The sequence below is a fragment of the Alteromonas lipotrueae genome (genome assembly GCF_019249255.1).
Taxonomy (GTDB): domain Bacteria; phylum Pseudomonadota; class Gammaproteobacteria; order Enterobacterales; family Alteromonadaceae; genus Alteromonas; species Alteromonas lipotrueae.
This window is the reverse complement of sequence record NZ_JAESDJ010000004.1, coordinates 21,182-46,117: the sequence shown is the minus strand read 5'-3', so window position 1 is coordinate 46,117 and position 24,936 is coordinate 21,182. Positions and strand designations below refer to the sequence as shown.

26 protein-coding genes and 1 pseudogene are annotated in these 24,936 nt (G+C 41.5%); 5 read left to right on the top strand and 22 right to left on the bottom strand.

Going from position 1 to position 24,936, the window contains the following annotated elements:
- Positions 1-377: 377 nt before the first annotated feature.
- The 3 genes from nrdA (at position 378) to yfaE (ending at position 4,256) form a co-directional block, all read left to right on the top strand.
- On the top strand, positions 378-2,699 hold the full coding sequence (gene nrdA, locus KYS23_RS07140; RefSeq protein WP_159530456.1) for a class 1a ribonucleoside-diphosphate reductase subunit alpha: 2,322 nt from the start codon (positions 378-380) through the stop codon (positions 2,697-2,699).
- 86 nt (positions 2,700-2,785) lie between these two features.
- Positions 2,786-3,916: a class Ia ribonucleoside-diphosphate reductase subunit beta gene (nrdB, locus tag KYS23_RS07135; RefSeq protein ID WP_126873193.1), complete on the top strand. Its 1,131-nt coding sequence runs from the start codon at positions 2,786-2,788 to the stop codon at positions 3,914-3,916.
- Between the two features lie 67 nt (positions 3,917-3,983).
- Positions 3,984-4,256 carry a class I ribonucleotide reductase maintenance protein YfaE gene (gene yfaE, locus KYS23_RS07130; RefSeq protein ID WP_013784176.1) on the top strand — a complete coding sequence of 91 codons (273 nt, stop codon included), beginning with the start codon at positions 3,984-3,986 and terminating at the stop codon, positions 4,254-4,256.
- Positions 4,257-4,330: 74 nt separating this feature from the next.
- Here the strand turns inward: yfaE and KYS23_RS07125 are convergent, their stop codons facing one another.
- From KYS23_RS07125 to KYS23_RS07080, 10 genes are all read right to left on the bottom strand, one after another.
- Positions 4,331-5,818 (bottom strand): sensor histidine kinase, encoded by a 1,488-nt coding sequence (locus tag KYS23_RS07125; RefSeq protein ID WP_218418302.1) that lies wholly within the window; start codon positions 5,816-5,818, stop codon positions 4,331-4,333.
- 3 nt (positions 5,819-5,821) lie between these two features.
- Positions 5,822-6,535 (bottom strand): response regulator transcription factor, encoded by a 714-nt coding sequence (locus tag KYS23_RS07120; RefSeq protein ID WP_218418301.1) that lies wholly within the window; start codon positions 6,533-6,535, stop codon positions 5,822-5,824.
- A gap of 142 nt (positions 6,536-6,677) precedes the next feature.
- The gene (locus KYS23_RS07115) at positions 6,678-7,400 is read right to left on the bottom strand and encodes a spondin domain-containing protein (RefSeq protein ID WP_218398048.1); all 723 of its coding nucleotides are present in this window, start codon (positions 7,398-7,400) and stop codon (positions 6,678-6,680) included.
- Positions 7,401-7,410: 10 nt separating this feature from the next.
- Positions 7,411-8,115, bottom strand: coding sequence for a spondin domain-containing protein (locus KYS23_RS07110; RefSeq protein ID WP_218418300.1), 705 nt, complete (start codon positions 8,113-8,115; stop codon positions 7,411-7,413).
- Positions 8,116-8,782: 667 nt separating this feature from the next.
- On the bottom strand, positions 8,783-9,385 hold the full coding sequence (locus KYS23_RS07105; RefSeq protein WP_218418299.1) for a Pr6Pr family membrane protein: 603 nt from the start codon (positions 9,383-9,385) through the stop codon (positions 8,783-8,785).
- 168 nt (positions 9,386-9,553) lie between these two features.
- Positions 9,554-9,928: a DUF6559 family protein gene (locus tag KYS23_RS07100; protein ID WP_218418298.1), complete on the bottom strand. Its 375-nt coding sequence runs from the start codon at positions 9,926-9,928 to the stop codon at positions 9,554-9,556.
- A gap of 108 nt (positions 9,929-10,036) precedes the next feature.
- Positions 10,037-11,170: an alpha/beta hydrolase gene (locus KYS23_RS07095; protein ID WP_218418297.1), complete on the bottom strand. Its 1,134-nt coding sequence runs from the start codon at positions 11,168-11,170 to the stop codon at positions 10,037-10,039.
- Positions 11,171-11,407: 237 nt separating this feature from the next.
- Positions 11,408-11,824: an MAPEG family protein gene (locus KYS23_RS07090; RefSeq protein WP_159530472.1), complete on the bottom strand. Its 417-nt coding sequence runs from the start codon at positions 11,822-11,824 to the stop codon at positions 11,408-11,410.
- A gap of 136 nt (positions 11,825-11,960) precedes the next feature.
- Entirely contained in the window at positions 11,961-12,722 is a 762-nt protein-coding gene (locus tag KYS23_RS07085; protein ID WP_246604324.1) for an alpha/beta hydrolase, read from the bottom strand.
- Positions 12,723-13,100: 378 nt separating this feature from the next.
- Positions 13,101-13,547 carry a biotin/lipoyl-containing protein gene (locus KYS23_RS07080; RefSeq protein WP_159530474.1) on the bottom strand — a complete coding sequence of 149 codons (447 nt, stop codon included), beginning with the start codon at positions 13,545-13,547 and terminating at the stop codon, positions 13,101-13,103.
- 161 nt (positions 13,548-13,708) lie between these two features.
- Here KYS23_RS07080 and KYS23_RS07075 point away from each other — a divergent pair, with 161 nt between their 5' ends.
- Positions 13,709-14,863: an IS110 family RNA-guided transposase gene (locus tag KYS23_RS07075; protein WP_218418296.1), complete on the top strand. Its 1,155-nt coding sequence runs from the start codon at positions 13,709-13,711 to the stop codon at positions 14,861-14,863.
- A gap of 272 nt (positions 14,864-15,135) precedes the next feature.
- Here the strand turns inward: KYS23_RS07075 and KYS23_RS07070 are convergent, their stop codons facing one another.
- The 12 genes and pseudogenes from KYS23_RS07070 to KYS23_RS07020 all read right to left on the bottom strand — a co-directional run bounded on the left by KYS23_RS07070 (position 15,136) and on the right by KYS23_RS07020 (position 23,860).
- Complete coding sequence (locus tag KYS23_RS07070; protein ID WP_218418295.1) at positions 15,136-16,545, bottom strand: serine hydrolase domain-containing protein; 1,410 nt, start codon at positions 16,543-16,545, stop codon at positions 15,136-15,138.
- 127 nt (positions 16,546-16,672) lie between these two features.
- A complete protein-coding gene (locus KYS23_RS07065; protein WP_218418294.1) occupies positions 16,673-17,509 on the bottom strand; it encodes a hypothetical protein in 837 nt (278 codons plus the stop codon).
- Positions 17,510-17,644: 135 nt separating this feature from the next.
- The gene (locus KYS23_RS07060; RefSeq protein WP_218418293.1) at positions 17,645-17,959 is read right to left on the bottom strand and encodes a hypothetical protein; all 315 of its coding nucleotides are present in this window, start codon (positions 17,957-17,959) and stop codon (positions 17,645-17,647) included.
- A 128-nt stretch (positions 17,960-18,087) separates the two neighbouring features.
- A complete protein-coding gene (locus KYS23_RS07055) occupies positions 18,088-18,600 on the bottom strand; it encodes a hypothetical protein (protein ID WP_218418393.1) in 513 nt (170 codons plus the stop codon).
- A 123-nt stretch (positions 18,601-18,723) separates the two neighbouring features.
- Positions 18,724-19,119 carry a hypothetical protein gene (locus KYS23_RS07050; protein ID WP_218418292.1) on the bottom strand — a complete coding sequence of 132 codons (396 nt, stop codon included), beginning with the start codon at positions 19,117-19,119 and terminating at the stop codon, positions 18,724-18,726.
- 44 nt (positions 19,120-19,163) lie between these two features.
- On the bottom strand, positions 19,164-19,430 hold the full coding sequence (locus KYS23_RS07045) for a DUF2442 domain-containing protein (RefSeq protein WP_218418291.1): 267 nt from the start codon (positions 19,428-19,430) through the stop codon (positions 19,164-19,166).
- Positions 19,411-19,530 (bottom strand): annotated as a pseudogene (locus KYS23_RS20905) (hypothetical protein); the annotation flags it as partial. The pseudogene KYS23_RS20905 and the gene KYS23_RS07045, both read right to left, overlap by 20 nt.
- A 272-nt stretch (positions 19,531-19,802) precedes the next feature.
- Complete coding sequence (locus KYS23_RS07040) at positions 19,803-20,147, bottom strand: hypothetical protein (RefSeq protein WP_218418290.1); 345 nt, start codon at positions 20,145-20,147, stop codon at positions 19,803-19,805.
- Between the two features lie 357 nt (positions 20,148-20,504).
- The gene (locus KYS23_RS07035) at positions 20,505-21,020 is read right to left on the bottom strand and encodes a hypothetical protein (RefSeq protein ID WP_159530488.1); all 516 of its coding nucleotides are present in this window, start codon (positions 21,018-21,020) and stop codon (positions 20,505-20,507) included.
- 84 nt (positions 21,021-21,104) lie between these two features.
- Positions 21,105-21,683: a DUF3885 domain-containing protein gene (locus KYS23_RS07030; protein ID WP_218418289.1), complete on the bottom strand. Its 579-nt coding sequence runs from the start codon at positions 21,681-21,683 to the stop codon at positions 21,105-21,107.
- Positions 21,684-21,785: 102 nt separating this feature from the next.
- Positions 21,786-22,646 carry a PhzF family phenazine biosynthesis protein gene (locus tag KYS23_RS07025; protein ID WP_159530494.1) on the bottom strand — a complete coding sequence of 287 codons (861 nt, stop codon included), beginning with the start codon at positions 22,644-22,646 and terminating at the stop codon, positions 21,786-21,788.
- Between the two features lie 299 nt (positions 22,647-22,945).
- A complete protein-coding gene (locus tag KYS23_RS07020) occupies positions 22,946-23,860 on the bottom strand; it encodes a LysR family transcriptional regulator (protein ID WP_232370613.1) in 915 nt (304 codons plus the stop codon).
- A gap of 102 nt (positions 23,861-23,962) precedes the next feature.
- On the opposite strand from KYS23_RS07020, the gene KYS23_RS07015 reads away from it, so the two are divergent.
- Positions 23,963-24,694, top strand: a complete 732-nt coding sequence (locus KYS23_RS07015; RefSeq protein WP_159530498.1) for a CPBP family intramembrane glutamic endopeptidase — start codon at positions 23,963-23,965, stop codon at positions 24,692-24,694.
- Positions 24,695-24,936 lie beyond the last annotated feature (242 nt).

Here is a 24,936-nt window from a genome sequence, read left to right as displayed (position 1 = left end):
CCGTGCCAGTTTAAGTGGTCGTTTAAGCACCAGATATTGGGTTGCATTGTGAGGCAAACCTCACTATCTTGTGTTTAATCCAACGCGGGATCCCAAAGCGATTTTTTTGGAGATTATTGAGATCGACAACGATCCTTTTACTGCGTTTATTCGGATGATCAGACAAAACATACTATTAAAGAAAAGCATTCAGCGGCATCTCTCAAACTTATGCGCTAATAAGTTTAGGGTTGGTCGTGGTTAGTTGTGTATTTCGCGCAAATGGTCTTACGCAGATGTATTACTTCGCAGCGAAACAACTAACTTAAAAAGAATACACATTATAACAGGGTGATATACCCACGCCTCGCGCGCTAACAGACAACGGCCAGAGTAACATGAATAATAGTTTATCCGTCACCAAGCGAAATGGTGAGCAAGAATCCATCGACCTAGAAAAAATTCATAAGGTGGTGACATGGGCTGCAAAAGGACTTGAAAACGTCTCAGTTTCACAAGTTGAAATTAAAGCTCAAATCCAGTTTTTCGACGGTATCAATACCAGCGAAATCCATGAAACCCTTATCAAATCAGCTGCAGACTTAATTTCTACCGACGCGCCTGATTACCAATACTTGGCAGCTCGCCTTGCTATTTTCCACCTTCGCAAGAAAGCCTACGGTCAGTTCGAGCCCCCTGCACTGTTTGACCATGTCACTAATATGGTTGAGATGGGCAAATACGATAAGCATTTAATTGAAGATTATACTGCTGAAGAATTTGCCGAGATGGATACTTATATCGATCATTGGCGCGACATGAACTTCAGCTACGCCGCCGTTAAGCAGCTTGAAGGTAAGTACCTGGTTCAAAACCGTGTAACCGGTGAAATTTACGAAAGTGCCCAGTTCTTATACATCTTGGTAGCAGCGTGTCTGTTCGCTAACTACCCGAAAGATACCCGTATGAGCTACATTCGTCGTTTCTACGATGCCGCTTCTACGTTTAAGTTATCACTACCTACGCCAATTATGTCTGGCGTACGTACCCCTACTCGTCAATTTAGCTCGTGTGTACTCATTGAAACTGGCGATAGCCTTGATTCAATTAACGCTACCGCTAGCGCTATCGTTAAATACGTAAGCCAGCGAGCAGGTATCGGTGTGAATGCTGGCCGTATTCGCGCACTAGGTAGCCCTATTCGTGGTGGAGAAGCTTTCCACACAGGTTGTATTCCTTTCTACAAGTACTTCCAAACAGCCGTTAAAAGCTGTTCGCAAGGCGGTGTTCGTGGTGGCGCAGCTACTTTGTTCTACCCACTATGGCATATGGAAGTTGAATCGTTATTAGTGCTTAAGAACAACCGTGGTGTAGAAGAAAACCGCGTTCGTCACTTAGACTACGGCGTACAGTTCAACAAACTCATGTATCAACGCATGATGAAAGATGACTATATTTCATTATTTAGCCCATCTGACGTACCTGGCCTTTACGATGCGTTCTTTGCCGATCAAGAAAAGTTCGAGCGTTTGTATGTGCAATACGAAAACGACGACAACATTCGTAAAAAGCGCATTAAAGCTATGGAGCTGTTCAGCTTGTTCATGCAAGAGCGTGCAAGCACAGGTCGTATTTACCTTCAAAACGTTGACCACTGTAACACGCACAGCCCGTTCAACCCTGAAGTGGCACCTGTACGTCAAAGTAACCTTTGTCTTGAAATTGCATTGCCTACTAAGCCTTTGCAGCACGTTAACGACGAAGAAGGTGAAATTGCCCTTTGTACGCTATCTGCCTTCAACTTAGGGGCCATTAAGTCACTAGACGAATTTGAAGAATTATCAGACCTAGCAGTACGTGCACTTGATAATCTACTCGATTACCAAGACTACCCAGTACCAGCGGCATACAATGCCACTATGGGTCGCAGAACCTTAGGTGTGGGTGTTATTAACTTCGCTTACTACTTAGCTAAACATGGTGTGAAGTATTCAGACCATAGCGCGAATGGCCTAGTTCACCGCACGTTTGAAGCTATGCAGTATTACCTACTGAAAGCATCGAACAACTTAGCGAAAGAAAAAGGCGCGTGTCCTAAGTTTAACGAGACGACTTATTCGCAAGGCATCATGCCTATCGATAGCTACAAGAAAGATCTTGATGGCGTATGTAACGAGCCACTTCATTACGATTGGGATGCCCTTCGTGAAGAAATCAAGACTCACGGTTTACGTAACTCTACTTTGTCTGCGTTAATGCCTTCTGAGACATCTTCTCAAATTTCAAACGCAACCAACGGTATTGAGCCGCCACGTGGCTTTATTAGTATTAAATCAAGTAAAGACGGCGTACTTAAGCAAGTAGTACCAGAGTACGAGCGCTTAAGAGATCAGTACGAATTGTTGTGGGATATTCCTTCTAACGATGGTTACTTGCAGCTAGTCGGTATTATGCAGAAGTTTATCGACCAAACTATCTCTGCTAATACCAACTACGATCCTAGCCGTTATGACGGTAACAAGGTTCCGATGAAGCTGTTACTGAAAGACCTATTAACAACGTACAAGCTGGGTGTGAAAACCCTGTACTACCACAACACACGCGATGGTGCGACAGACGCTTCAGCATTAGATGTTAAAGCCAATGAGCCGTTACCTCGTCAAGAAGAAGTGGTTATAGAAGAAGACGATGATTGTGCAGGCGGTGCGTGCAAAATTTAGCACGCGCCCGCTTTTGCGAAATCGGTATCGCAGCAAGAACATAAATAATAAAACGCGTTTATCATTAAGTTTTTAGTTAGGCACTCATGAAATATACTACGTTTAATCAGCAAAGTACCAACCCATTGGTTGAACCTATGTTCTTCGGTAACCCGGTGAATGTAGCCCGTTACGACCAACAAAAGCATGCCATTTTCGAAAAGCTTATTGAAAAGCAAATTAGCTTTTTCTGGCGCCCTGAGGAAGTAGATGTATCTCGCGATCGTGTTGATTTTCAAAAATTAACCGACCCTGAAAAGCACATCTTTATTTCAAACTTGAAATACCAAACCCTATTAGACTCGGTTCAAGGCCGCAGCCCTAATATTGCCTTTCTACCTATCATCTCATTGCCTGAGCTTGAGACCTGGGTGGAAACATGGTCTTTCTTTGAAACCATCCACTCTCGCTCTTACACGCACATTTTGCGTAACTTGTTTTCAGATCCTAGCGATATTTTTGAAGACATTGTGGTTAACGATGAAATTAAGCGCCGTGCCGCCGACATTTCGAAGTACTACGACGACCTTATTTTTGCCACTCAATTATGGCAAACACAAGGTGAAGGTGTGCACACTGTTGATGGCGTGCCACATACCATCAACATGTACGAGTTAAAGAAGAAGCTTTTCTTGTGTATGAACTCAGTGAATGCTTTAGAAGCCATTCGTTTCTACGTGTCGTTTGCCTGTACGTTTGCCTTTGCGGAACGTAAGTTGATGGAAGGTAATTCTAAAATTATCCGCCTGATTGCCCGTGATGAAAACCTACATTTGTCTTCTACCCAACACATTTTGAACTTGTGGGCACGAAGCAAAGACGACCCTGAAATGGCGCAAATTGCACAAGATTGCAAAGAAGAAGCTCGCGCTATCTTCATGAATGCCGTTCAGCAAGAAAAAGAATGGGCTGATTACCTTTTCCAGAATGGCTCTATGATTGGCCTTAACAAAGAAATCCTTTGTTCTTACGTTGAATATATTGCCAATCAACGTATGACGGCTATTGGCCTAGATGCACCATTTGATATCAGCAGTAACCCTCTGCCGTGGATGAATAACTACCTTAACTCTGACAACGTTCAGGTAGCGCCACAAGAGTCTGAAATTAGTTCTTACTTGGTAGGTCAAATTGACTCTGCGGTGAGTGAAGACGATTTTGCTGATTTCGAATTGTAGCGCTAAGCTGATTTTGAGCGCTAACAGAGCACACTACAAAAACGCTAAGAAGTAGCGCCAAAAAATAATGAGCACAGCTGATAAAACACTCCGCATCGACGTTGTTGATGTGGGGTGTATTTCATCCCCCCCTGATACTACGCTTCTTACCGCCCTTGAAGCCGCTAACATCAATATTCACTACCATTGCCGTGAAGGTTTTTGCGGTGCGTGTAGAACTAAGCTGATTGAAGGCGAAGTAGAATATACTACCGATCCCCTCGCCTTTATTGATGATGACGAAATTCTTCCGTGCTGCTGCGTAGCCTTATGTCCGCTTAAAATCAAAGTGCCTTTATAAATCGAGCCCCGCTATGAATCGAGTACCGTTATATATCAAGTCCGCTATAATTTACCTACCGCTTAAGCCCAACCTTAATGACTATTCGCTAAGGTAAGTTCAAAGCTAAAACACGTGCCCTTCCCTAATTGACTCTCTACTCTCAAATCGGAATTAAGCAGTGCCATTAGCTTTTTGCAAATAGCCAAACCTAAACCTGCATGGCTACACGTATCTTTTTCTGTATTACTGGCCTGATACCTAGCATCAAAAATGTACGCTATTTCTTTATCGCTAATTCCAATACCGGTATCACGAATATCTACTCTAAGCTTATCGTTATGTAACACCACAGCAAGGTCTATGCTGCCATTTTCCGGGGTATGGCGAATAGCATTGGCAATAAGGTTCGTAAGCACGCGCTCAAGCTTGCCAATATCAGCAAACACGTAGTATTCAAAGTGATCGGGAATAACTTTAATAGCGATATTTTTCTGTTTCGCATCAAGCTCGAACTTTGCGGCCACATCATGCAGTAATTCACCTAACGGAAAAGACTCTTGATGCAAGGTAACTTGTCCGCCTTCTAAATACGCCAGCTCGAATATTTGGTCGATAAGATGCTTTAAGTTTTTCGCGTTTTTAAGCGACACATCTACAAAATGTCTTCTATCTTCTTTAGATAAACTGTCTTCATTCAGCGCTAATGTTTCAATGTAACCTTGTAGGCTAGCCAAAGGAGTACGCAGGTCGTGTGATAAGTCGGCAAGCAGTACACGCCGCTGGCTATCAATTTTATTAAGTTGGTCGAACTGATTGTCTATATGGGTAAGCATATCGGTAAACGCACAGCCTAAGCGGTCTATTTCGTTGGCGCTGTTTTTGTTCCATGTAGCCAAATTAGGGGGTAGTTTTTCACGATGAAAATCGGCTTCTCGTACGCAGTCCATATCATCGCTTAAGCGTCTTAATGGCGTGGTGAAATATTTAAACAACACAAGTAACGCTAGCAAAAGCAAAAACAAACCAACAAACATAAATAATGCGACTTCGCGCATGCTCTGGCTATTTTGTAAATTCGCGATAATGGAGTCGTAACGCTCACCACCAATAATCACATACAAATAGCCTTGCAGTTGTTCGTTGTTATAAACCGGTGCCGCAGAAAATATTTTTTGCAGGCCAATGTTTCTTGGGTCATCGCCTTCAATAGGAAAACCGCGTTCGGTATTAATAAGCTGTTTTATAGGGGCAATATCCACCGCCTCGGCTTTCACTTTTCCAGGCTCGGCCGAATACGTAAGAATGGTGCCTTCAGGGTCTAAATAATAGAACTCAAAACTTGGGCCCAAAATCATTAGCGTATGGAAAAGGTTTCCAAGGGCCTCGTAGTCGTACACCCCTTCCTTCAGTAACGGGTTATCACTAACAAGATGTTCCGCTAAGCCAATATGCAGTTTTTGTTCTGCTTCTTGTTGTGTGCGTTTTTGTAATAAATTCGTGGAGTAAAAACAGGCAATCATCACCACCATAAATACGCCAACCAAGCACACGGCAAGGCGTGGATAAAAGCCAAATTTCATGGGCTATACTCCTTGAGGATTAAATTTGTACCCTACACCCCATACGGTTTGTACAATTTGGGGCGCGGTGGCGTCGTTTTCTAACTTCGAACGCAGCCGGTTAATATGTGAATTCACCGTATGCTCGTAGCCACTATGATGGTAGCCCCACACCGATTCTAATAATTGGCTGCGACTAAATACCTGCCCGGGGTGACTGGCTAAGTGATGAAGCAATTCAAATTCAGTGGCGGTTAGTACCAATTCTTCTTCAGATAAAAATACCTGATGATTTCGCTGGTCGATAACAAGGCGGCCTAGTTTTAACGGTGTATCTGTTTGTTGTTGCGTAGTTTGAGTTTGCTGCACCACATGATATTTTCGAAGCTGAGAACGCACCCTTGCTTGCAGTTCTCTTACACTGAATGGCTTTGTCATGTAATCGTCGGCGCCAAGCTCTAACCCTAATACTCTGTCGGTTTCAGAGGTTTTCGAGGTAAGCATAATAATGCTTTGCATAGGCAAGGCATCTCGCACCTTGCGGCATATATCTAAGCCGCTCATGCTAGGTAGCATCACATCCAAAATTACAATGGCAAATTCATCAGACAACGCGCATTCCAGTGCTACTTTTCCATCAGTTTGATGTTCTATTTCAACACCCAGTTCTAACAGATTAACCCGCATTAAATTTGCGATATCTTGGTCGTCTTCAACAATTAATATTTTGTCGGTCATTTTTGGGAAAACCACAGTTCAAAAACTAATAGAACGATGGAAAAGCGTTAATCTTTCACAAGATTAACGCTTTTTATTTACTTGCCCGTTAAATTAGCGGCTGAATTGGCCGTTCTTCTAGCGATAGAGGCATTGTTTTTCATTACTCTGTTCGCGTAATTTGTATACGAATAACCGGGTTATCGAACTTATGTTCAACCGTTAACGCCGAGGTTGAAAGCCCGTCATCTGAGCTCACCACACCTGGGTGCATTGAGATAAACCCTGTGTCGTCACGACTTGGGCTAAAGCCTTCACCATTGGCTGCTGGGCCTGGCACGGTTGCTGCACTTTCAGTGTTTGCTTCCGTACCTGCATCATAAGCTGGGCTAACAGTAGTATAGGTAGCACCTACTTCAAGGTTGGCTAGGCTCCAACTGTTAATACCGGTAAAGGCATCGTTGGTATTTCCCAGCATGGCGGCAATCGTTAGGTTGGCGTCGGTGATATCGTTAATGGTGACACTAATCGTTTGTGAATCGCCTGGGGTAATTGGGCCAACACCGCCACCACTTGCATCACCTAGCATTAGAAAGTCGGCAGAATCACCTTGTTCAGCAATACGCTCTAACTCCACCGATGCAACTGCACCTACTTCCCATAACGTACCTTCGCTATGCAGCACTACCGCAGGCGGCGATACTGGCTGACCATTGGTTAAATTAGTTACGGTTACGTCGTACGATACCGGCACTGGATCGGGAACTTCAGCTGGTACTTCTACTTCTACAATTACTTCACGGGTATCGTCATCACCACACGCCGCAAGCAAAAAGGGTAACGTAAGTACCAATGCTTTTTTATAATGTTTGGCTAAATATTGCATAACAGCCTCCTTATCGTACGGTTACTGTTACTTTAGCTACTGGGTTCAACCAACGATGAACGGCGTTGTCTACATCACTTGCACCTTCCGTTAACGAGTCGTCGCCAATGTTTCCGCGGTGAATATGTACGGTAGTGTTAGTATCTGCGCCTGCTACACCAGTTCCGCCGTTACCAAGTAATGGGTCTAGTGGAGGTGGTACTGGCATACCCGCCATACCTGGTTCGCCGCTACCACGTAATTCGTCGTTAGCTTCTGTTCCCGCATCATAGGCATTAATGAAAACCGTATAGGTGCCAGCTTCTGTTGGAATTTCCCAGTTATCTAACCCGATAAAACCATCGTTAGAAGGAAGGATCATCGCTACAACCGACAATACAACATTGTCGTCTGCGGTCATTAAGTCGGCTGACGTAGACATGGTGGGCGCTAACAGCCCGCCTGCAGGGTTGGCGATAACGTCTGCACCAATAGCAGTGCCAATGGTAGCAATACCGTCTAAACTGCCGCCTTCGGCCATCATTTGAATTTCAGTGCTGACAGCCTCACCCACTTCAAACAAGCTAGCATCAGCGGTGTGCGCCACAGCGGCAATAGGTGTGAAGTACAACCCGTGAGTTAAGTTCTGAATTTCTACCGTTATATCAGCAGCGAAACTTTGTTGGCTTGCAAACGCAAGCAATGCCGCTGCAGAAATTTTATTAAATCGCTTCATGATGTTTCCTTAGTAATGAATGAGTGAGTGTTAACGCCCTATCAATACTGAAAGAAAGATGTCACGAAAGTATCCAGAAATTGGGACAAAACTGTACTGATGACATAACAGGTTTGTAAAGTTGGCTCGATAAATGTGTTCGATAAGGTAACGAGTCCACTGTAACCAGAGGGGAATCATGGGTTTGGTGGCCATGATGATCGTATTTACCGCAATAGCTAATGGGTGTTCTATGCACTCGATTACTCATAGAGTGAGCCAGTAAATGTATTCGCCGCATGCACAAATTATTAGACATTGCGTACTTACGCCGCCACACATCAAATTTTGACAGCATTCTGGTGAAAACACTTCCACTAAAATGAGCAGCTTTCTTCATCAATATGCTTTACGTAAATTTTTCCAAGATGACTTAAATAGAATCTTCAGCTGCATGAACTGCCTTAATTGGAACAAACGGAATCAAAACCCCCTTCAAAAATAGGTTTGTTTTTTGGTAAATAAGCCTGAATACTCTTTACTTTATAGTAATTTATCATGTGGCAAATAGGCTCTCCATAATGTTTCATAACCTTCCATTATCAAGTGCAGGAAAGTGAGGTTTAGAAATGAAGTAAGCCCTTAGGTATCAGCCCATGCACGGAATGCGAGTCAATTATCTCTTTCGTTAAAAATGACCAATCACTTTGCCTATAAATATAAAAAAAGTAGCACCTATTAACAGGCAAATTGATAAGGCCAACGCATTAAAAAAAACTTTTTTGACTCCAAGTTCATTAATGTTCGTAAATTCATAAGGATAGAATTCTGACCATTTACCATGCAGAATGGTGTATAGGGCGTAGCTTAACGGAAAGATTAGCCAATACCCTACCAATGAGTATTCGAGTTGTTGCTTTTCTGAAAATAACAACCAATACGTTAATGTAGCAAACGGCGTGATAGCGTGAACAAACAAATCAGCAATACGCTCGAAGAATGACAGTTTAAGCCATCCATAGATAAGGTAATTAGCGATACCTACCGTAAAGATGTAAAACGTAATGGCAGCGGCGATATTGGCATTAAGCGCGAAGGTACTGACTGCCTGTGAGGAAGAAAAAGTAATAACTCCAGACCATAACAAGACAAGAACGTTTGAGAGCGTAGTGTAATAGCTAAAAAATTTCCAAACCGTGACAGCTAAGCTATCTTCTCCTCTTTTAGCGATTTCTCTGACGAGACTTAAAGTTAAAGCTAAAGCCGTACTTAAAAAAAGCAAGATACTCATTTCGAATCCTTGGGAAGAAAGAAGGTTCCCCCCACCTCACCACGAGATAAATAATAGTTAGTAACGTTGAGCGAATGTTCAGAATAAATAACACGGCTGCTTATTAATCACACTGGCTTGTTTTTCTAAAAGCGCATGCCAAATACTATCCCATGCTCATAAAAAAGACTATTCGCCACCTCCGCCGCAGTCGCCATCCCCACAACCACCTTCCCCCCCAATAACAACACTTTCACCACCGATGGTTGAGCGACGAGAATAATCTAATAGTGATTCGAAATTAAATCGAGGCCAATTTCCAAAACACGTTTTAGATACGTCTAAGCGCAGATCATTATAAGTTGACGCTAAACCCAATTTTTCGAACTCAGCCTGCGAGCAAAACATGGCAAAAGCATATTCTACATTGTGTTTAGTCTTGAGCTCACTATCAAAAATACGCTTCACTTCTTCAGTAGAATAAAATGTTTGCTTTTCAAACGCACTCACCAATGCTGGGGGCAATACGCTAGCAATTCTGTGAATTGGATTTTTATCAAACATATCTATTATTTAGTACACTCCATTTTGTCATTTTGCCATTTGATGCTTTGCACAGCAGAATTTATTCATGGGTCAGGTTATGCTATCGAGTAGCCTCACCACGAATGCTTATAAAATCAAACTTTTAAGCTGTGATTTTTGTTTTGGGCTAAGGTCATTAACTGACTTCAATGCATTTTTAAGGGCTGACTCGGCTTCTTCTGTCATTTTAAAATCCATATAGGCCTTAATTAAGGCTGAATGTGCATCTACTGAATGAGGATAGTTTTTTCGATTCCACTCCAATAATTCCAACACATCATCATGACGGTTCAAGTATTGCAACCACTGGGCGTAACCATTGACTTTATCTTCTGGAATTTTTAAGTGTGTTTTGAGAAGTGTTGAGCGACTGGCAAATTTTGACTGTAAATCAGCCAACGTTTTAGGCTCACCCTCTGGAATAGGCCATTCGGAAAACAAGTATTTTAATCCGGCATATTGCCCTTTGAGCACGGTTGTATTATGCGTTTCATCACTAAAAGTCTGAGATGTGGCTACCAGCTTCTCAGATGGATAACTAACAAGTAGATCGATAAACTGTTGATACGGATCTGTCATGGTTGGCTCTTCGTTAGCTATCGACATATACAAACGTCCTTGTAACTTTTTGTCTTTTAGAGCTTGCTCGGCTAACCCAAGCAATTGCCGATTATTCCAGTATAAAGATGGGCTGATGGCGATAATGCCATTAAATAAGTCTGGCCGCTTTACCATTGCATTGATAGCAAACTGCCCGCCATGAGAAGTTCCAGATAGAATTTGATAGTCCAGAATGCGGTACTGCTGTTTCACATAAGGAATGACTTCTTTCTCTACAAAGTCTAAAAATCTGTCTGCGTTTTCCAGTTGATTAAGACTTTGCTTATCTGAAGGTGTTATCGTCAGATCTCTAATACGTGTTTTAGCTGGGTTTACAATACCCACTACAATCATTTGCGGTATCTGCTCAAACTTTGCTAGATAGTCTATTGTGCCAACAGTATGTGATCCCTGAATGTCACCATCGGTCAGGTATAATACGGGGTAATGATTTTGACTAAATTTATACCCCGCCGGCAGGTAAACCACTAAATCACGCTTTTCACCAAGTACACTACTATCAATCGTCAATTCTTGTAATGTCGGTAGCTTCGATATAGCCCAGCTATTACTGTGGCTTCCCAGTATAAGCAGCAGTATTCCGTAAATTAATTTTTTCAATCATTTTCCTTAATTTTATTACACTACTCACCATTAGAGTGGGAAACGACAACAACCCAACACGAGTGTTGTTAATTAATTTATTTTAGATAAATTTCGCATAATGTTGATAAAGACTCTTAACTTGCATTACCCCAAACAAACTCTACAGTTTCAAGAATTTTGAAACAACTAATTCGGGGGAATCGCCCGCCGAAGGCCGAAACAAATTTGATTGCTTTGTTATGCAGACACCGGTCATGCAGCCAATTTCCAAACTGCAACTCCAAGCATGGCAAGTAACACCACGCAACCAACCATGAAGAGCCGCAACCGCATTGGCACATAGTTGGACCCCACGTGGACCCAGGCATGCGCGTATCGACTCACAACAAACATATAAGCCAGAACGACGGCCACAATACCGGCGGCATTTATACTGTAGAGAACAACGCATAAAACGTAGAAAAGGATCGGGACTTCAAATTGGTTGGCAATGTTGTTGGAAACCTTGACGACCTCTTCAGGCCATACCCGATTATCTAACGCCGCTTGCTGACGATTAACCTTGCCAGCTTTCACTACCTTGGCCTTTCTTGCTCCCAGAATGATAAAAAGTACTAGGGTAAGAAAAACCTGAGCCAATACAGGCCAAAAGATATGACTAGAATTCATTCGTAACTCCTTATGTAACCAGTTTGTTATGCGTACATCACTGCAAATACGCTAGGGTAAATTGTCGCAATACGTAGGCTAAAATTGGAACGAAGGGACAGAGCAATGTCTCATTGAGCTTGCGAGCAATGTAATGTCATTGTTGTATGCCCTTACCGCGCTGATATTGATATAACCCTGATAAAGCATTGTATAAGCCCGCAACCATTGTGAAATCGTGAGAAACATCGTCAAACTCGTTTAGCTTTAACTTTAAGTCGATGGAACGGTTTTTCATTAGTGTAGCTGCAAACGAGTTATACACTGATTTCATTTCACCGTTTTCACTTCCAATATTCATATAAAGGTAATTTTCGCTGCCTCCGTTTGAGAGCACGTAATTTTGAGCCGATTTAGCCGTCTCTCTTGCTCCCCACCAGACAGCAGGACTGAAGGCTAGATGAGACTGAAAAAGTTTTGGGCGTGAATGAAAGCTATGGATAACTAGCAGTCCAGCAACAGAGTGGCCAGCGATGGAATTAAATTCTCTTGTGCGATATTTTTTGTTGATGCGCGGCATAAGCTCTTTTTCTAAGAAATCTAAAAATTGGTCCCCGCCACCTCCTTTTCCAACAGGGCCTCGTGGATCCATGTTTACGGTTGGTGCGAAATCATCCAGCCGATCCTCTACATCGATACTTACAATAATATGCTCATAAGACCCCTTTGATAAATGGAGTCTTTGAAGCATGCCATTTAGCATATTCTGATTCGAGGTGCCGTCTAGTAAGTAAATAACAGGGTATTCTTTTGATGTCTCAGTTTCGTATGACTGAGGAACAATAACGTTCACTTTGTGAGTTTGGGCATCTGCGGTAAAGCAAAAGAAAATTGAAAGTAACAGGTAATAGGTTTTCAAATTTTAAACTCCTTTTTCGAAGAACTAAGAAACTTAACCAGACAGGCATAATTCGAAACCACCAAAACTGTCCCTTAGTACACTTTCTTTAATCTGAATGGCTAACTTTAACCACGCAGTTTGAAACCTGCTTTAAGCAGGCCGCTGGCAAAGTGATTCACCTTGAGCAATACGCACACAACCAACATCAGCAACGGGTTGAAGGTCGACAAAGTGCAATGCGATTGCTGGGATAGCGTTGCATCTAAATAGCAAATCTCGCAAAAGCAGCTTTACCTTTCCAATTATGCCTGTCTTGTTTAGTCGCTTAATATAACTAGAAAATACGAGCGCTTTACAGCGAGCAGTTTTCCGTTGATGTTTTTGTTATAACCCGAATTAGCCGAGGACAACGACTGTGCCAATGACACCAATTATTATTCCTATTACGAATCCAAATAATCCGCAGATTTGGCCTCTTTTATCAAATAAAGAATTACCTATAGTTTCTTCTAGTAATAATCTATCTGAATCTTCCTTAACTTTTTTCTCTACTATAGTTTCAATATACTCAATTTTCTTTGATTCGGCAGGCGTGTCAGAATTTGCTTTTACACGTAAGTTCATTGCGACTTGCTCTGAAACAATCTGCTCCCCTTGAGATATATTGAAACCCTCTACGACACCCGCTGATGGTGATACTACCTCTAGAACTACTTTTTCTGTTTCGATATCAAACAACGCTTGATCGTACTCAACTTCTTGACCTTCATTAACATAAATTCGAATGATATTTGCGGAATTAGTTGATTCTGGTAATTGAGGTATTTTAATTTCAGTATTCACTTACCTTCCTTGGGATTGGTCTTACCCACTAAGTTTGGGTAAGTCCTGCACATAGACACAATGACTCCCTGTGAAATGCTAGCCTCCGCATTTTCGTGGGTTAACTTTTCAGCCAAAGCCATAATTAGTTTGTTCAATACTAAATCAATTTGGAGGCTAGCATGAACAAACATAGCATGATTTTTATCGGATTGGATACGCATAAAGAGTTTCACGAGGTTGCCTATTGTGAAGAGCAGCGTGGAGCAAGTGCGGTGCACTATGGCCGAATTTCTTCTTCAAAAGTCAGCGTCAAAAAGCTCATTCGTCAGTTTGAATCGAAATACCCCGGGGCAACGATTCACGTGGTGTATGAAGCAGGGCCATGTGGATATTGGATTTATCGACTTATCGCAAGTTTAGGACATTGTTGCTACGTCGTTGCGCCCTCCCTTATTCCGAAAAAGCCTGGTGAACATATCAAGACCGATAGGCGCGATGCATTGAAGCTGGTGAAGCTGCTAAAGTCGGAAGATCTCACGCCTATTTATGTGCCTGAGCCAGAAGATGAGGCAGTAAGAGATTTATCCCGCGCTCGCGAGCTTGCCATGAAGGATCTAAAAGAAGCCAAATACCAACTCAAAGCGCTGCTACTGAGAAATAATATTCGATATGAGGGCACTGCTAATTGGTCGAAGAAACATCTGCGGTGGCTGACTGAGTTGATATTACCTCATCCCGCGCAGCACATTGTGCTGCAAGAGTACTTACAAACGATAGAAGAGCGCATACGACGATTGGAAAGGTTAGATAACGAACTGACACATCACGTACACCAGTGGCGGTATTATCCTGTCGTTAAAGCGATCCAAGCCATGCGTGGTGTGAGGCTGCTAGTGGCGGTTGGGGTTGTTGCGGAACTTGGTGATTTACACCGCTTCGACCATCCTAGGAAGCTTATGGCTTATTTAGGTTTGGGACCAAGCGAGCATTCCTCAGGCGGAAAACGTCATTTGGGCGCTATTACGAAGTCTGGTAACGGCAGAGCTAGGCGCTTGTTAATTGAGGGGGCGCACAGCTATCGATATCCCGCGAATGTGTCGACTAATATTCAAATCCGGCAAGAAGGGCTACCCAAAGACATCGTCGACATTGCGTGGAAAGCACAGCTTCGCCTGTGCAAACGCTACCAGCGAATGAGCAAGAAAGGTAAACATTACAATCTCATTATTACCGCAATAGCCAGAGAAATGGCAGCCTACATATGGGCTATTGTGAGAGAGGTCGTGCTTACGCCGGTCAATCCAAAATTAAGACTGAGCAGAGTACCTGCATGACAAACGAGTTTGAGCTAACGCATTCGGATCAGGCCGCGGAATGTGGCACAACCTACGAGGGCGTTATGACGGCAATAACTTAACGGTTATTGATCCACGAATACCAGCATGACAACCGACGACATTACTACCTCATCCGGTGCGTTAGCTCATTTATTTAGAGCAAGAAAGCAGCTAATTATGGACCGAAAAAATGTCAGGGAGACACTCGGTTTTTATTGACAAGGGGAGTCATACCAACGGAAAGCTAAGAGGCTGGCGATAGCCTGTCCTTACTTGAACGTATTGTTATGACCGTAATTATCACTCACGTAATCACTTTTAAAACTACCATCAATAGTTAAAGATTTGCTAAAAGTACTTTTCGCAGCCTCGCTATCTCCTTTCGATAAATAGGCGAATGCCAAACTGTCGTAGGCCTGCGGTGCATTGGGAAACAATGAAACTAAATATTCGAACATATCAAATGCCTCGGTCCATGATTTTGTTTTAAGTAGTTCCATTCCTACTTCATTAATTGTTCTGCCGATGAATCGACTGTAACCATTGTCGTTATAAACCTGTTTGAAGTGTTTATAGAATTGTTGTTTTCCTTTTGATTGGTAGTACTTAAAGGCAAAGTTTTTTTCCAATTGTCTAATTGGTTGATACTCACCATTTTTGATGTAAGAGTGTATTCGACCAGAAATGCGTTCGGCAACTAAGTGATCAGTGTTTGCCAGAACAACTATTTCATAGCTAGTGTCCAAATCTACTTCCGCGGCTGCACTGACGCCCTGACCACCTCCATATGCGCCCCAATGGGAGCCGTCCATTGCAAATAAATGGCGATTAATCGCGTCTGAGTTCTTTAATAACTTATTGCTATAGAATAACGCTCGATAAAATCGTTGCACATCCACAACAGTCGATTCAATGCCGCCATCGGGACTAGGGTGTTCGATAATACCGACCTTCCTCAAATTGCCATTGTACTGGAATGTATATCGGACTGACTGATATTCATGAGAATTGACCGGCCTGAAGGTCGTTGAAGACATCTCAACCCGATTGAAGATATTGTTTTTGAGTAGTTCTTCGAAAGGCTTTCCAGTTACTTTCTCAAGAATCACTCCTAATACCACATACCCATAATTTGAATATTTTCGATCAGTCCCAGGTGTATATAAAAGGGGGCTTTTTATCAATAACTTTATTTTCTTGTTTAGAGTATCAAATGCAAGTTGATTCTGACGATATTCAGCCACAAAGATATCAGCAAAGCCTGCACTATGATTTAGTAGGTGCTCAATCGTGATTTTATCAGCATCAGGTTGTTTGAACCCCAACTCGAAGCTAACTAGTTTATCACTTAACTTTAATTTTCCAGCCTCAACCTGTTGCAAGATCAAGACCTTGGTAAAGTCTTTCATGATTGAGCCAAGATTAAAGCGACTTTGAATGCTGTTCTTTATTTTTTCTTCGACATTCTGAAAGCCATAAGATGACGCAAACTCCACCTCATTATTTTTAGTTATCAGTAATGCGCCGGAAAACCAGCCCATCTGCTGGTATTGCATGGCGATGCTGTCTGCAATCGTTGCGAGACTAACAGATTTATCTTGCTTTATATCCTCACTGTCCAAAGCCAGTGAAGAACTGGCAAAGAATAAAAGAAAGATTAAACCTAAATTTTGAACCATTTGGCGGAATCCTTTCTGTCATAACGCCGTTTTAAGCGGCTAAAAAATAGTTGGCTACAATTTGTGAGGCACGAACGAAGCCAACTGTTTTTTGTCCGACTTGAAAACTTGTTATGTGGCCGCTTGCTCAAAACTTGAACCCCGTTGCTTTAATGGGAATGCTTTTAATAGCACTTGTACTAATGTGTGTTTTCAAGTCTGAGTATACCTCAGTAGCAAAGTTATAGAATTCTTGATGAAATGCATCATCGTCTGAACATTTAGAAGACTGCGCAAAGCATTTTGCTGCTGAAAATAATTTTGATATACCCACGACCATTATCATTTGTTTTAACCCAACTGCACTGTCTCTAGTGTCTGGCAGAGGAATAACAACAAACTCACCTTTTTCATTCATGGCATGACTTGTTTCGTCATCTATTTGTTGCAGGGTAGGATGTTTCATTTTGCACAGAAGTTTATAGTTGTGGTAACAAAGCTTCCATGCTTGTTCAAAGTTGCTGTCGTTCGGGGCATGGTTTTTTATTTCACCGAATAAATCTCTTTGCGCTGCCATTTTGGATAGCTTTTGAGGTTGCCAAGGAACGTCACCGTTTTTATTCGTAAGTATTTTTTCAGCCAAATCATCTCTACCGCTAATACAATTCACTACTAGTGCATTTTCATAGAGGGAAGCGGCGACACATGCTGCTTGATATGGGTAACCCCAATTAACGAGTAACCAAGCACCTCTAAAATCACTCATTGTTCTTTTAAGAAAGGCAGCAGCAAGCTTTAGAGATTTGCTACCAGTTTCCTCGCCTTTTAAAAATGGTGCTTTTATCGCTAGATTCATACATTTTTCGGCAAGTTCATCCCATGGCTTTAACGCAGTGTAATTTTTATCAATCGCATGGACCTCTAGCTGAGCGAGGTAATTCCAGTAATGATCTGGCCAATTTTCGGGTGTGATTTCCGTCTTCATGTTTTGGACATTCCTCGGGCTTACCTAGGCCACATAACGCACCAATAAGGGGCTAAAAATTGTTTGCTAACATATGTAGCGAAGCGAAACCGAGCAAACTGTTTTTAGTCCCGCTTGATTGGCTTGTTATATGTTTTATATATTAGCTTCAATGACTTGCATATAGAACTCTGAATCTAACTCACCACTAATAATAGAATTATTTTCGTCTGAAACAGTATAGATTTGCTGATTACCTGCAAGAGAACTACTCCCCTCAAGTGCACTGAGCAAAACATATAAGTTTTCTGTTACAGCATCTTTGACGAGTGCTAACACTTCGTCTTTGTTCTCAGTAGAGAGATCTAATGAGTCAAGTTTACTGCCAATATAAGATTCCTTATTAGCATAAAGCTCAAATGAGTTGTCTAATTCAGACTTTAATAAAGACACAAATTTCTTAGAGTTCATAGATATCTCGAAACACATAACTTTTCAATAAGGGGCGCAGACATGTGGGGCATAATGGCGAAGCCGTCCTGCGTGTTAGCTTCCCAGCAGGCCGCCCTAGCGGACTGCGACTTAAGCGTTTAGTTATGTCACAATTGGTAGGCAAAGCTTATTTTCCTTAGAACAAACTCGTTTTCTGAACCATAACCGCCTACGCCAGAAAAGCTCAAATCAACAAATACTTCGTCCGTGCCGGCAGAGACGCTGTAGGATGGAACTCCCAATTCAATTTTCAGCGCTTCCTCGACTTTTTCAAATCGCTCCCTGAAAAATGGCTTACCATTGATAGTTAAGTTACTGACATCATATTTTGTGTTAAATGTTGTCGGAAGTTCTGAAAACGCGTCTGATAAATCGCCACCGATATGAACTTCTCGGAATCTATTTCTTGAAATGAGTAAGCTTACCGATTTTCCGTAGAACAAAAGCGTTCTATTCTTATTTATTCGATAATATCCATTCGGTTTGCCTAACACGGCTTCAACCTCTTCTTGAGAAGAGAGCCATTTAGCTCCTAAAAATCCTTTGTTTATATCTATGTCTAAGTTTGATGCAAATCCATAACTAGGCAGTAGCAATATTAAAAATATTAAGTTCTTCAAAAAAACTCCTTGTGACATAACGCTCACATAAGGGCGACTGAACGCTGGCTAAACTTAGGAACGTAGTGACGCCAGCCAGCGAGAAGGCGTCCCAGTGAGCTTGCGAACGAATTCATGAGCTTGTTATGCATACATTGTACGCAAATTATCATGTTCTTTTTTAATGAAATGTTCAATGACTCGACGCGCATCGGAAAGAGATAAAGATTGGGAGGACAAATTAATGGTTCCCTGCTTTTTAGATAAGCCAAACCAAGAAGGTACAACGCAAGGAAAGTAGCATTCAGAAACAAATGTTAATCTATTATTATTCTCGAAAGGTGAAACCCAAATGTATTCTTTGCCTTCAGTAATAATTAATGACAGTGTAGGTGCACATTTTTGTAATTTATTGGCTTCTTTAGCTTGTCCAACCCAATCAAAATCATCAAATTCTATTAAAGCTTCTTCTGCTAATTTAATAGGTTTATCTTCTGACTCTTCATGCGAGTTATGTGCGTATTGAAAGTTTAACTTCACCTGAACCATCCTTGTATGCGTCCCAGCGAACGTAGTGAGTGTGTTTATTGATTTGTTATCTTCTTTCCATAGTTGCCCAAAAGTAGACCATTAACACTTAAGTCTTCGTCCAGTTGAGGCCAATGAATACCTTCGCCATCACCTAGTATTTCCCAATCTTTAAGTTGATCTGCAGTCGCAGATGAAAGAGATGGGAACCAAGCTAAAGGAACGGAAAGAGTGCGTCCATCAATTAGGCTGATAATAAGTGAGTCTGAGTCGAAACTAACTGAATGAGCAAGAGGGTGATGTTCAACTGCTAAAATAGCCATTCCGAGCCTCCAAAAATGTTTCTTTATTTTCTACCACCAATTGCTCGAGTTTTCTTAACTCTTTCGGTGGAATACGAGTAGAGCTAGCTAAAGCAACGGGCTTTAACCAGAATTAAGCAAGAATCATCTCTCGCTGAATATGTGCGGGTTCATCGTTTTCATCACTATAAAAGAAGAAACGATAAGGCCCTAATCTTAATACTGTCGGCATAAATTAAGATTATCGCAGAAGAGCGCATATGCCAATTGGAAGATAACGCTCCCATAAGGGGCAAATATTTTTTGGCTATAATGACCGAGGTACGAGGTAAAGCCAACGAGTATTTGCCCCAGTGAGCTTGCGAACGAATTCATGGGCTTGTTATATGGTACTTACCACTTATTCTTGTCTAATAATTTACCTGCATATGATTGGATAGCAAGCCAATTCGAATCACTTTGCAAGCCTGATACACCATTATTCATTGGTACATTTTCACCAAATTTATCGAAGTATTCATTAAACAATGAGAGATCGATTAGCTCATTAGTATTAAATGCATTTACAAACTCAGTAGAGTTGGGATGATAAAAATCGTCGAACCACATACAAAACAGCTCAGCTGGAACATTAGCAATAGGTACATTTTTTTCGTATGAAAACTGATTTTCTGATGAGGCAATCAATTGTAACGTTTCGATAATATTTTTTCTGTGCACCATACTTCCTTGTTCCATATAACAGCTTATTATGTTCGCTCGCTTTCATCCTATTAAGCCGCTTTTTATCATACGATAATAGCCACTTGAAAAAGTGTTGTAAGCGACGAATAAGCAAAAACTTATGAGTACAGCAGGTTTCAACCAGTCAACTCCTCTTAGTCGGTCATTATAAGCTAGATAAGCAAATAAAATTGCAGCGGCTATGAAGACGAAGCCAAAGAGAAAAACTGCAATAGCAAAAAAAGAGTCCAACTGAACTTTTCCTTTTTAGAATATAACGCCTCAATAATAGGCGCAGAAATGCTTGGCTAAAATTAGCGACGAAGGAGCGCAAGCCAAGCGTTTTTGCGTCCTTTTGATTGACTTGTTAAGTTACCTATTGAGACGATACAAGCCACATTCATTAGCCCACTTTGCAATTTGAACAGCATGTTCTGGATTACGCAAATAGAAAACATTTGTGTCGTCCCAACTTTCGAAATACACGGCTTCTAATTCAGGCAACACAACTTTATAAAAGTGACTACTATCCACATTATGTTGAGCACACATCAAGTATTTTTCTTTAGCTGTGTTTGAAGTGAATTTACGAAATTGTGGTGTTGCTGAAATCCACCGACCTTTGAATGTGAAATTTAGAACTTCGGTATTGTCGATCAACTTTTTAGCAAATTTAACGAACTTTGAATCTCGGCTATTTTGTTCCTTGACAGAAACGTCAGATAAGTATTTGATTGAATCTTCTTCTCCCAGCCATCGATCGAAAACTGAAATTGCCATATAGGTATATGCATCAGTTTGTTCCACAGCAACTAACTTATCCAAGTCAGGAAACTTTTTCCGAAGATTAAATTGCGATTGTTTATCCAGAGCTAGAAATTTGCGCATATCTTCCTTGGTAACTTAAGCCCGCATTTGCGGCTGGTTTGGAGCGCAGCGGAAAACCAGTCCGACAACATGCGCTTGTTAAATTTAGAAACCCTCAGGATGCGACGATAACCATTCACGGTGCTGCTCCTTTAGTTGATCTCCTTCCTCTGCTGATGCCAACACGATGTCCGCGCCACCATCATAGGGGTGAAAAACGATGCCTTTGCTGGGGCAGATAATCATAATATTACCCACCTCATCGTTGGCCACCATACGAAAAAGGCTATTCAGCTCACTGCCTGTGTACTCGACCTCTGACACATGAAGATGCCAATAGGATTCGTAATCGTCATCATCTTCGTGTTGCTCCAGTGTGCACCAAGGTTCACTGGCTGAAAATAGCTTTAAGAGTTCTGGCTCTGGTTGCGAGGGTACTCTTTCCTCAGAGTACTCTGGTAATACAACGAAAACCTTACTTCCATTACCGCACAACTCTTGAAGAACGATATTGTGCCTATGCAAGACCTCTAAATACTCATCTTCATTTTCTGGATATCGCTTCGACTCTGGCAACGAATGAAAGCGTACCCATCGGCTTTTATACTCATGTTTTAAGTTATGAGCTTCAGGAGCGAAATTATCGAATTCGCTACTCCAGAATTTGGCAAGTTCTTCAATCATGGTGAAATTTAACGCCGTTTTAAGCGGCAAATTGCAGTTGGCCAAAATAAGTGAGGCACGAACAAAAAGCCAACTGTAATTTGTCCGTCTTGAAAACCCTTGTTATACGGGGATTACCGCCGTACCAATATTACTTGCGAAGCCACCAACCTTTACACTGATTACAGTAGAGTTATCCGATTTAACAGATGCTGTAATTATTGAAGTACAATCCATTACTCTACCTTGCTCAAAAACATAGTTACTTCCCAAGGCTAAATGCTCTACAAGATAGCATGCTAAAGCACCACTAGAGCTACCCGTAGCTGATTCTTCTGAGATACCAAAAAAGGGAGCAAAATTACGACAGCTTGCTGTAAGTTTACTTTCAGAACCACAAAGTTCAAAAACATGAAAACCAACAACTTTATGCTTTTCACAAAAGTTAGCGATAAGTTCGTCATCTGGTTTTATTATATCTAAATATCCATTAGGAACCGGAATAATCACATCAGGTAGACCTGTTGAAATAACTTCAATAGGTAACTTAGTGCTTTCTAGTATGCTACTTTTAATGCCAATAACATTTGAAATTTCTTGATATGAAAAACAATCTAATTTTTGAGGTAATTGCTGCTCCATGATTACCTTACCACTTGGTTCGATGGTTACTGGTAATATTCCAGCTTTCGTACGTTGAACATAAGAACCTGCTGTTAGAATGCCCTTTTGGTACAAAGTAGAAAAAGTTGCTAATGTAGCGTGTCCACAAAAGTCAACTTCACCTGTTGTCGTAAAGAAAGAAACTTCATAATCAGCTTCGTCATCACTGGAAACAAAAGCCGTTTCTGAATACCCTACAGCTTGTGAAATTTTCAATTTTTGAGCATCCGATAGTTTGTCTGAATTCAAGACAACACCTGCAGGGTTTCCGCCTTTGCCATTTACTGTAAATGAGCTGACCAAATTAACTTCGATATTCACCAACAACTTCTTCCCCGTATAACAGCTTTTTATATGGAAAAAATCCTTTATACAAGATGGAGTCTTTCCGTACATCATGTACCTAATTCACAAACTTTCGCACGAAAACATTCTATTATCAATCAACTACAATCTAACCTTTAAAAAGTGTCCCCACATTCCGGAATAATTCCTTTTTATTTTTAATCATTCAAAAAACTCGACTAACTGTATAAATAAACAGCCTAGAGAGTAAGACAGGCACAATATGTATACGTTTGTACACAAAGATGCCTGTCTTGTTTAGTCTCTATTCGTGACTAAGCCCAGTGCGGCCGTTTATCAAGATAGAAATCGATAAACGCGCGCACTTTTGGTTCTACCGTGACAGTTTGATGATAGTAAATAAACGCCTCAGCTCTATCCCACCAGTACTCTTCCATCACTGGTACCAATGAACCATCTTCTACGGCCTCCTCAATCTGTTTAGCCTTAGGTAAAGCATTTATTAATCCTAATCCAGACTGAGCACACTCAACCATGCCCGCAACGGCTTTTACCCGTGAGTTAAGAATCTTATGAATTACCTCACCTGTTTGAGACTGTAATACCAATACATTACTTGGCTGGTTATACAAATAACCAACAACATCATGTGTTTCTAAGTCATCAGGTACTTTGGGAGTGCCTTTTCTTTTAAGGTACTCGGGCGAAGCAAAAATGCCATAGCGCTCATTATATAAAGAACGTTGCTTCAATCCGTTAAAGCGGTCACCTAAGTACGAGCCAACCCCCCAATAAATGTCATATTCGTCATGTGCAATGTCGACGAGAGACTCCTTCACATCCAGTACAACGTTCAAAAGTGGGTATTGTTTAAGAAACTCCCCTATCCATGGTGTAAAAGTCTCTGTAATTACTTCGTTAGCTTGCGTTAAAATTCGAATTTCACCCGACACCTCGTACTCTGTCGATTGAACCCACCGCTGCAGTTCTCGGTGTTGATTATTCAGTGCAGTACATCGCTTAAGAAACTCTCTCCCATACTCAGTAAGCTTGAGCTCCCTGCGTGTACGAATAAAAAGAGCCTGACCCACACTGTGTTCTAAATTACTAATTTGCTTGCTAACCGCCATTACGCTCTTCGACATTAACGCTGCGGCTTTAGTCATATTCCCTTCTAGAGCCACTAACTCAAACGTTCGTAATTCTCTTAATTGCATAGCATTACTCATGCTTAAACTTTTAGTTTATCTATTATTTAATATTAATTTATTTTTTTAACAAAGCCAGTTGAATATGCTGTAAGCATTACGAAGTCACTTAAGAAACTATTTATGAATGTAAGCATCTGGTCCTACTCAATGTTGGTTATCATCCTTGCCATACCGCTATATTGCTTGTGGGAAGGCAATAAAACTGAACTGGCCGTTGTATCGGGCGAACAATCAAAATTAGAAGCCTACGCTTCAACAATGGTTTTGCTATGGTTGCCCACTTTATATCTAGTTATTGGCTTGTATAGTGAGCAGATAAGTACTGTTGAAATTTCACTTGTGTGGGTAGGCAGCACTAATAACTGGTTAGGTGCATTGGCCGTGTTAGCGATGACAGGCTATTTTGCGCTTAATTTAATAATGACGAAAAACGCAAAAGAGACACACCCAACACTTGAAGCACAATTGGAACACGTAGCGTGGCTGATGCCGCGAAGCCCAAAAGAATTAATGTATTTTACGTGTGGCGTGTCGTTATCAGCTGGCATTTGTGAAGAACTTCTGTTTCGCGGGTTTCTATGGTTTTTGATGACACCTTTCCTTGGTTTTTGGCCTGCTCTTCTAGTTTCGAGCTTACTTTTTGGTTTAGCACATGCGTATCAAGGGAGCGTTCATGTGCTAAGAACGGGCGTTATGGGCATAATATTAGGTGTAATTTCATGGCTTACAGAAACAATATGGATTGCGATTGCAGTGCACGCACTTGTGAATATTTATGGTGGGCTATTAGCCTACATAGTGTGTAGTAATCCGAAGCCAGAACAAGCGAGTAGCATTACGGACGCTTGTTAGTTTCTTTAAATTTAAAAAGACAGGCATAATTCGAAACCGGTAAAACTGTCCCTTAGTACACTTTCTTTAATCTGAATGGCAAATCTTAACCACGCAGTTTAAAACCTGCGTTAAGCAGGCCGCTGGCAAGGTGATTCACCTTGAGCAATACGCACATAATCAACGTCAGCAACGGGTTCAAGGGCGACAAAGTGCAATGCGATTGCTGGGATAGCTTTGCAACTAAATAACGAATCTCGCAA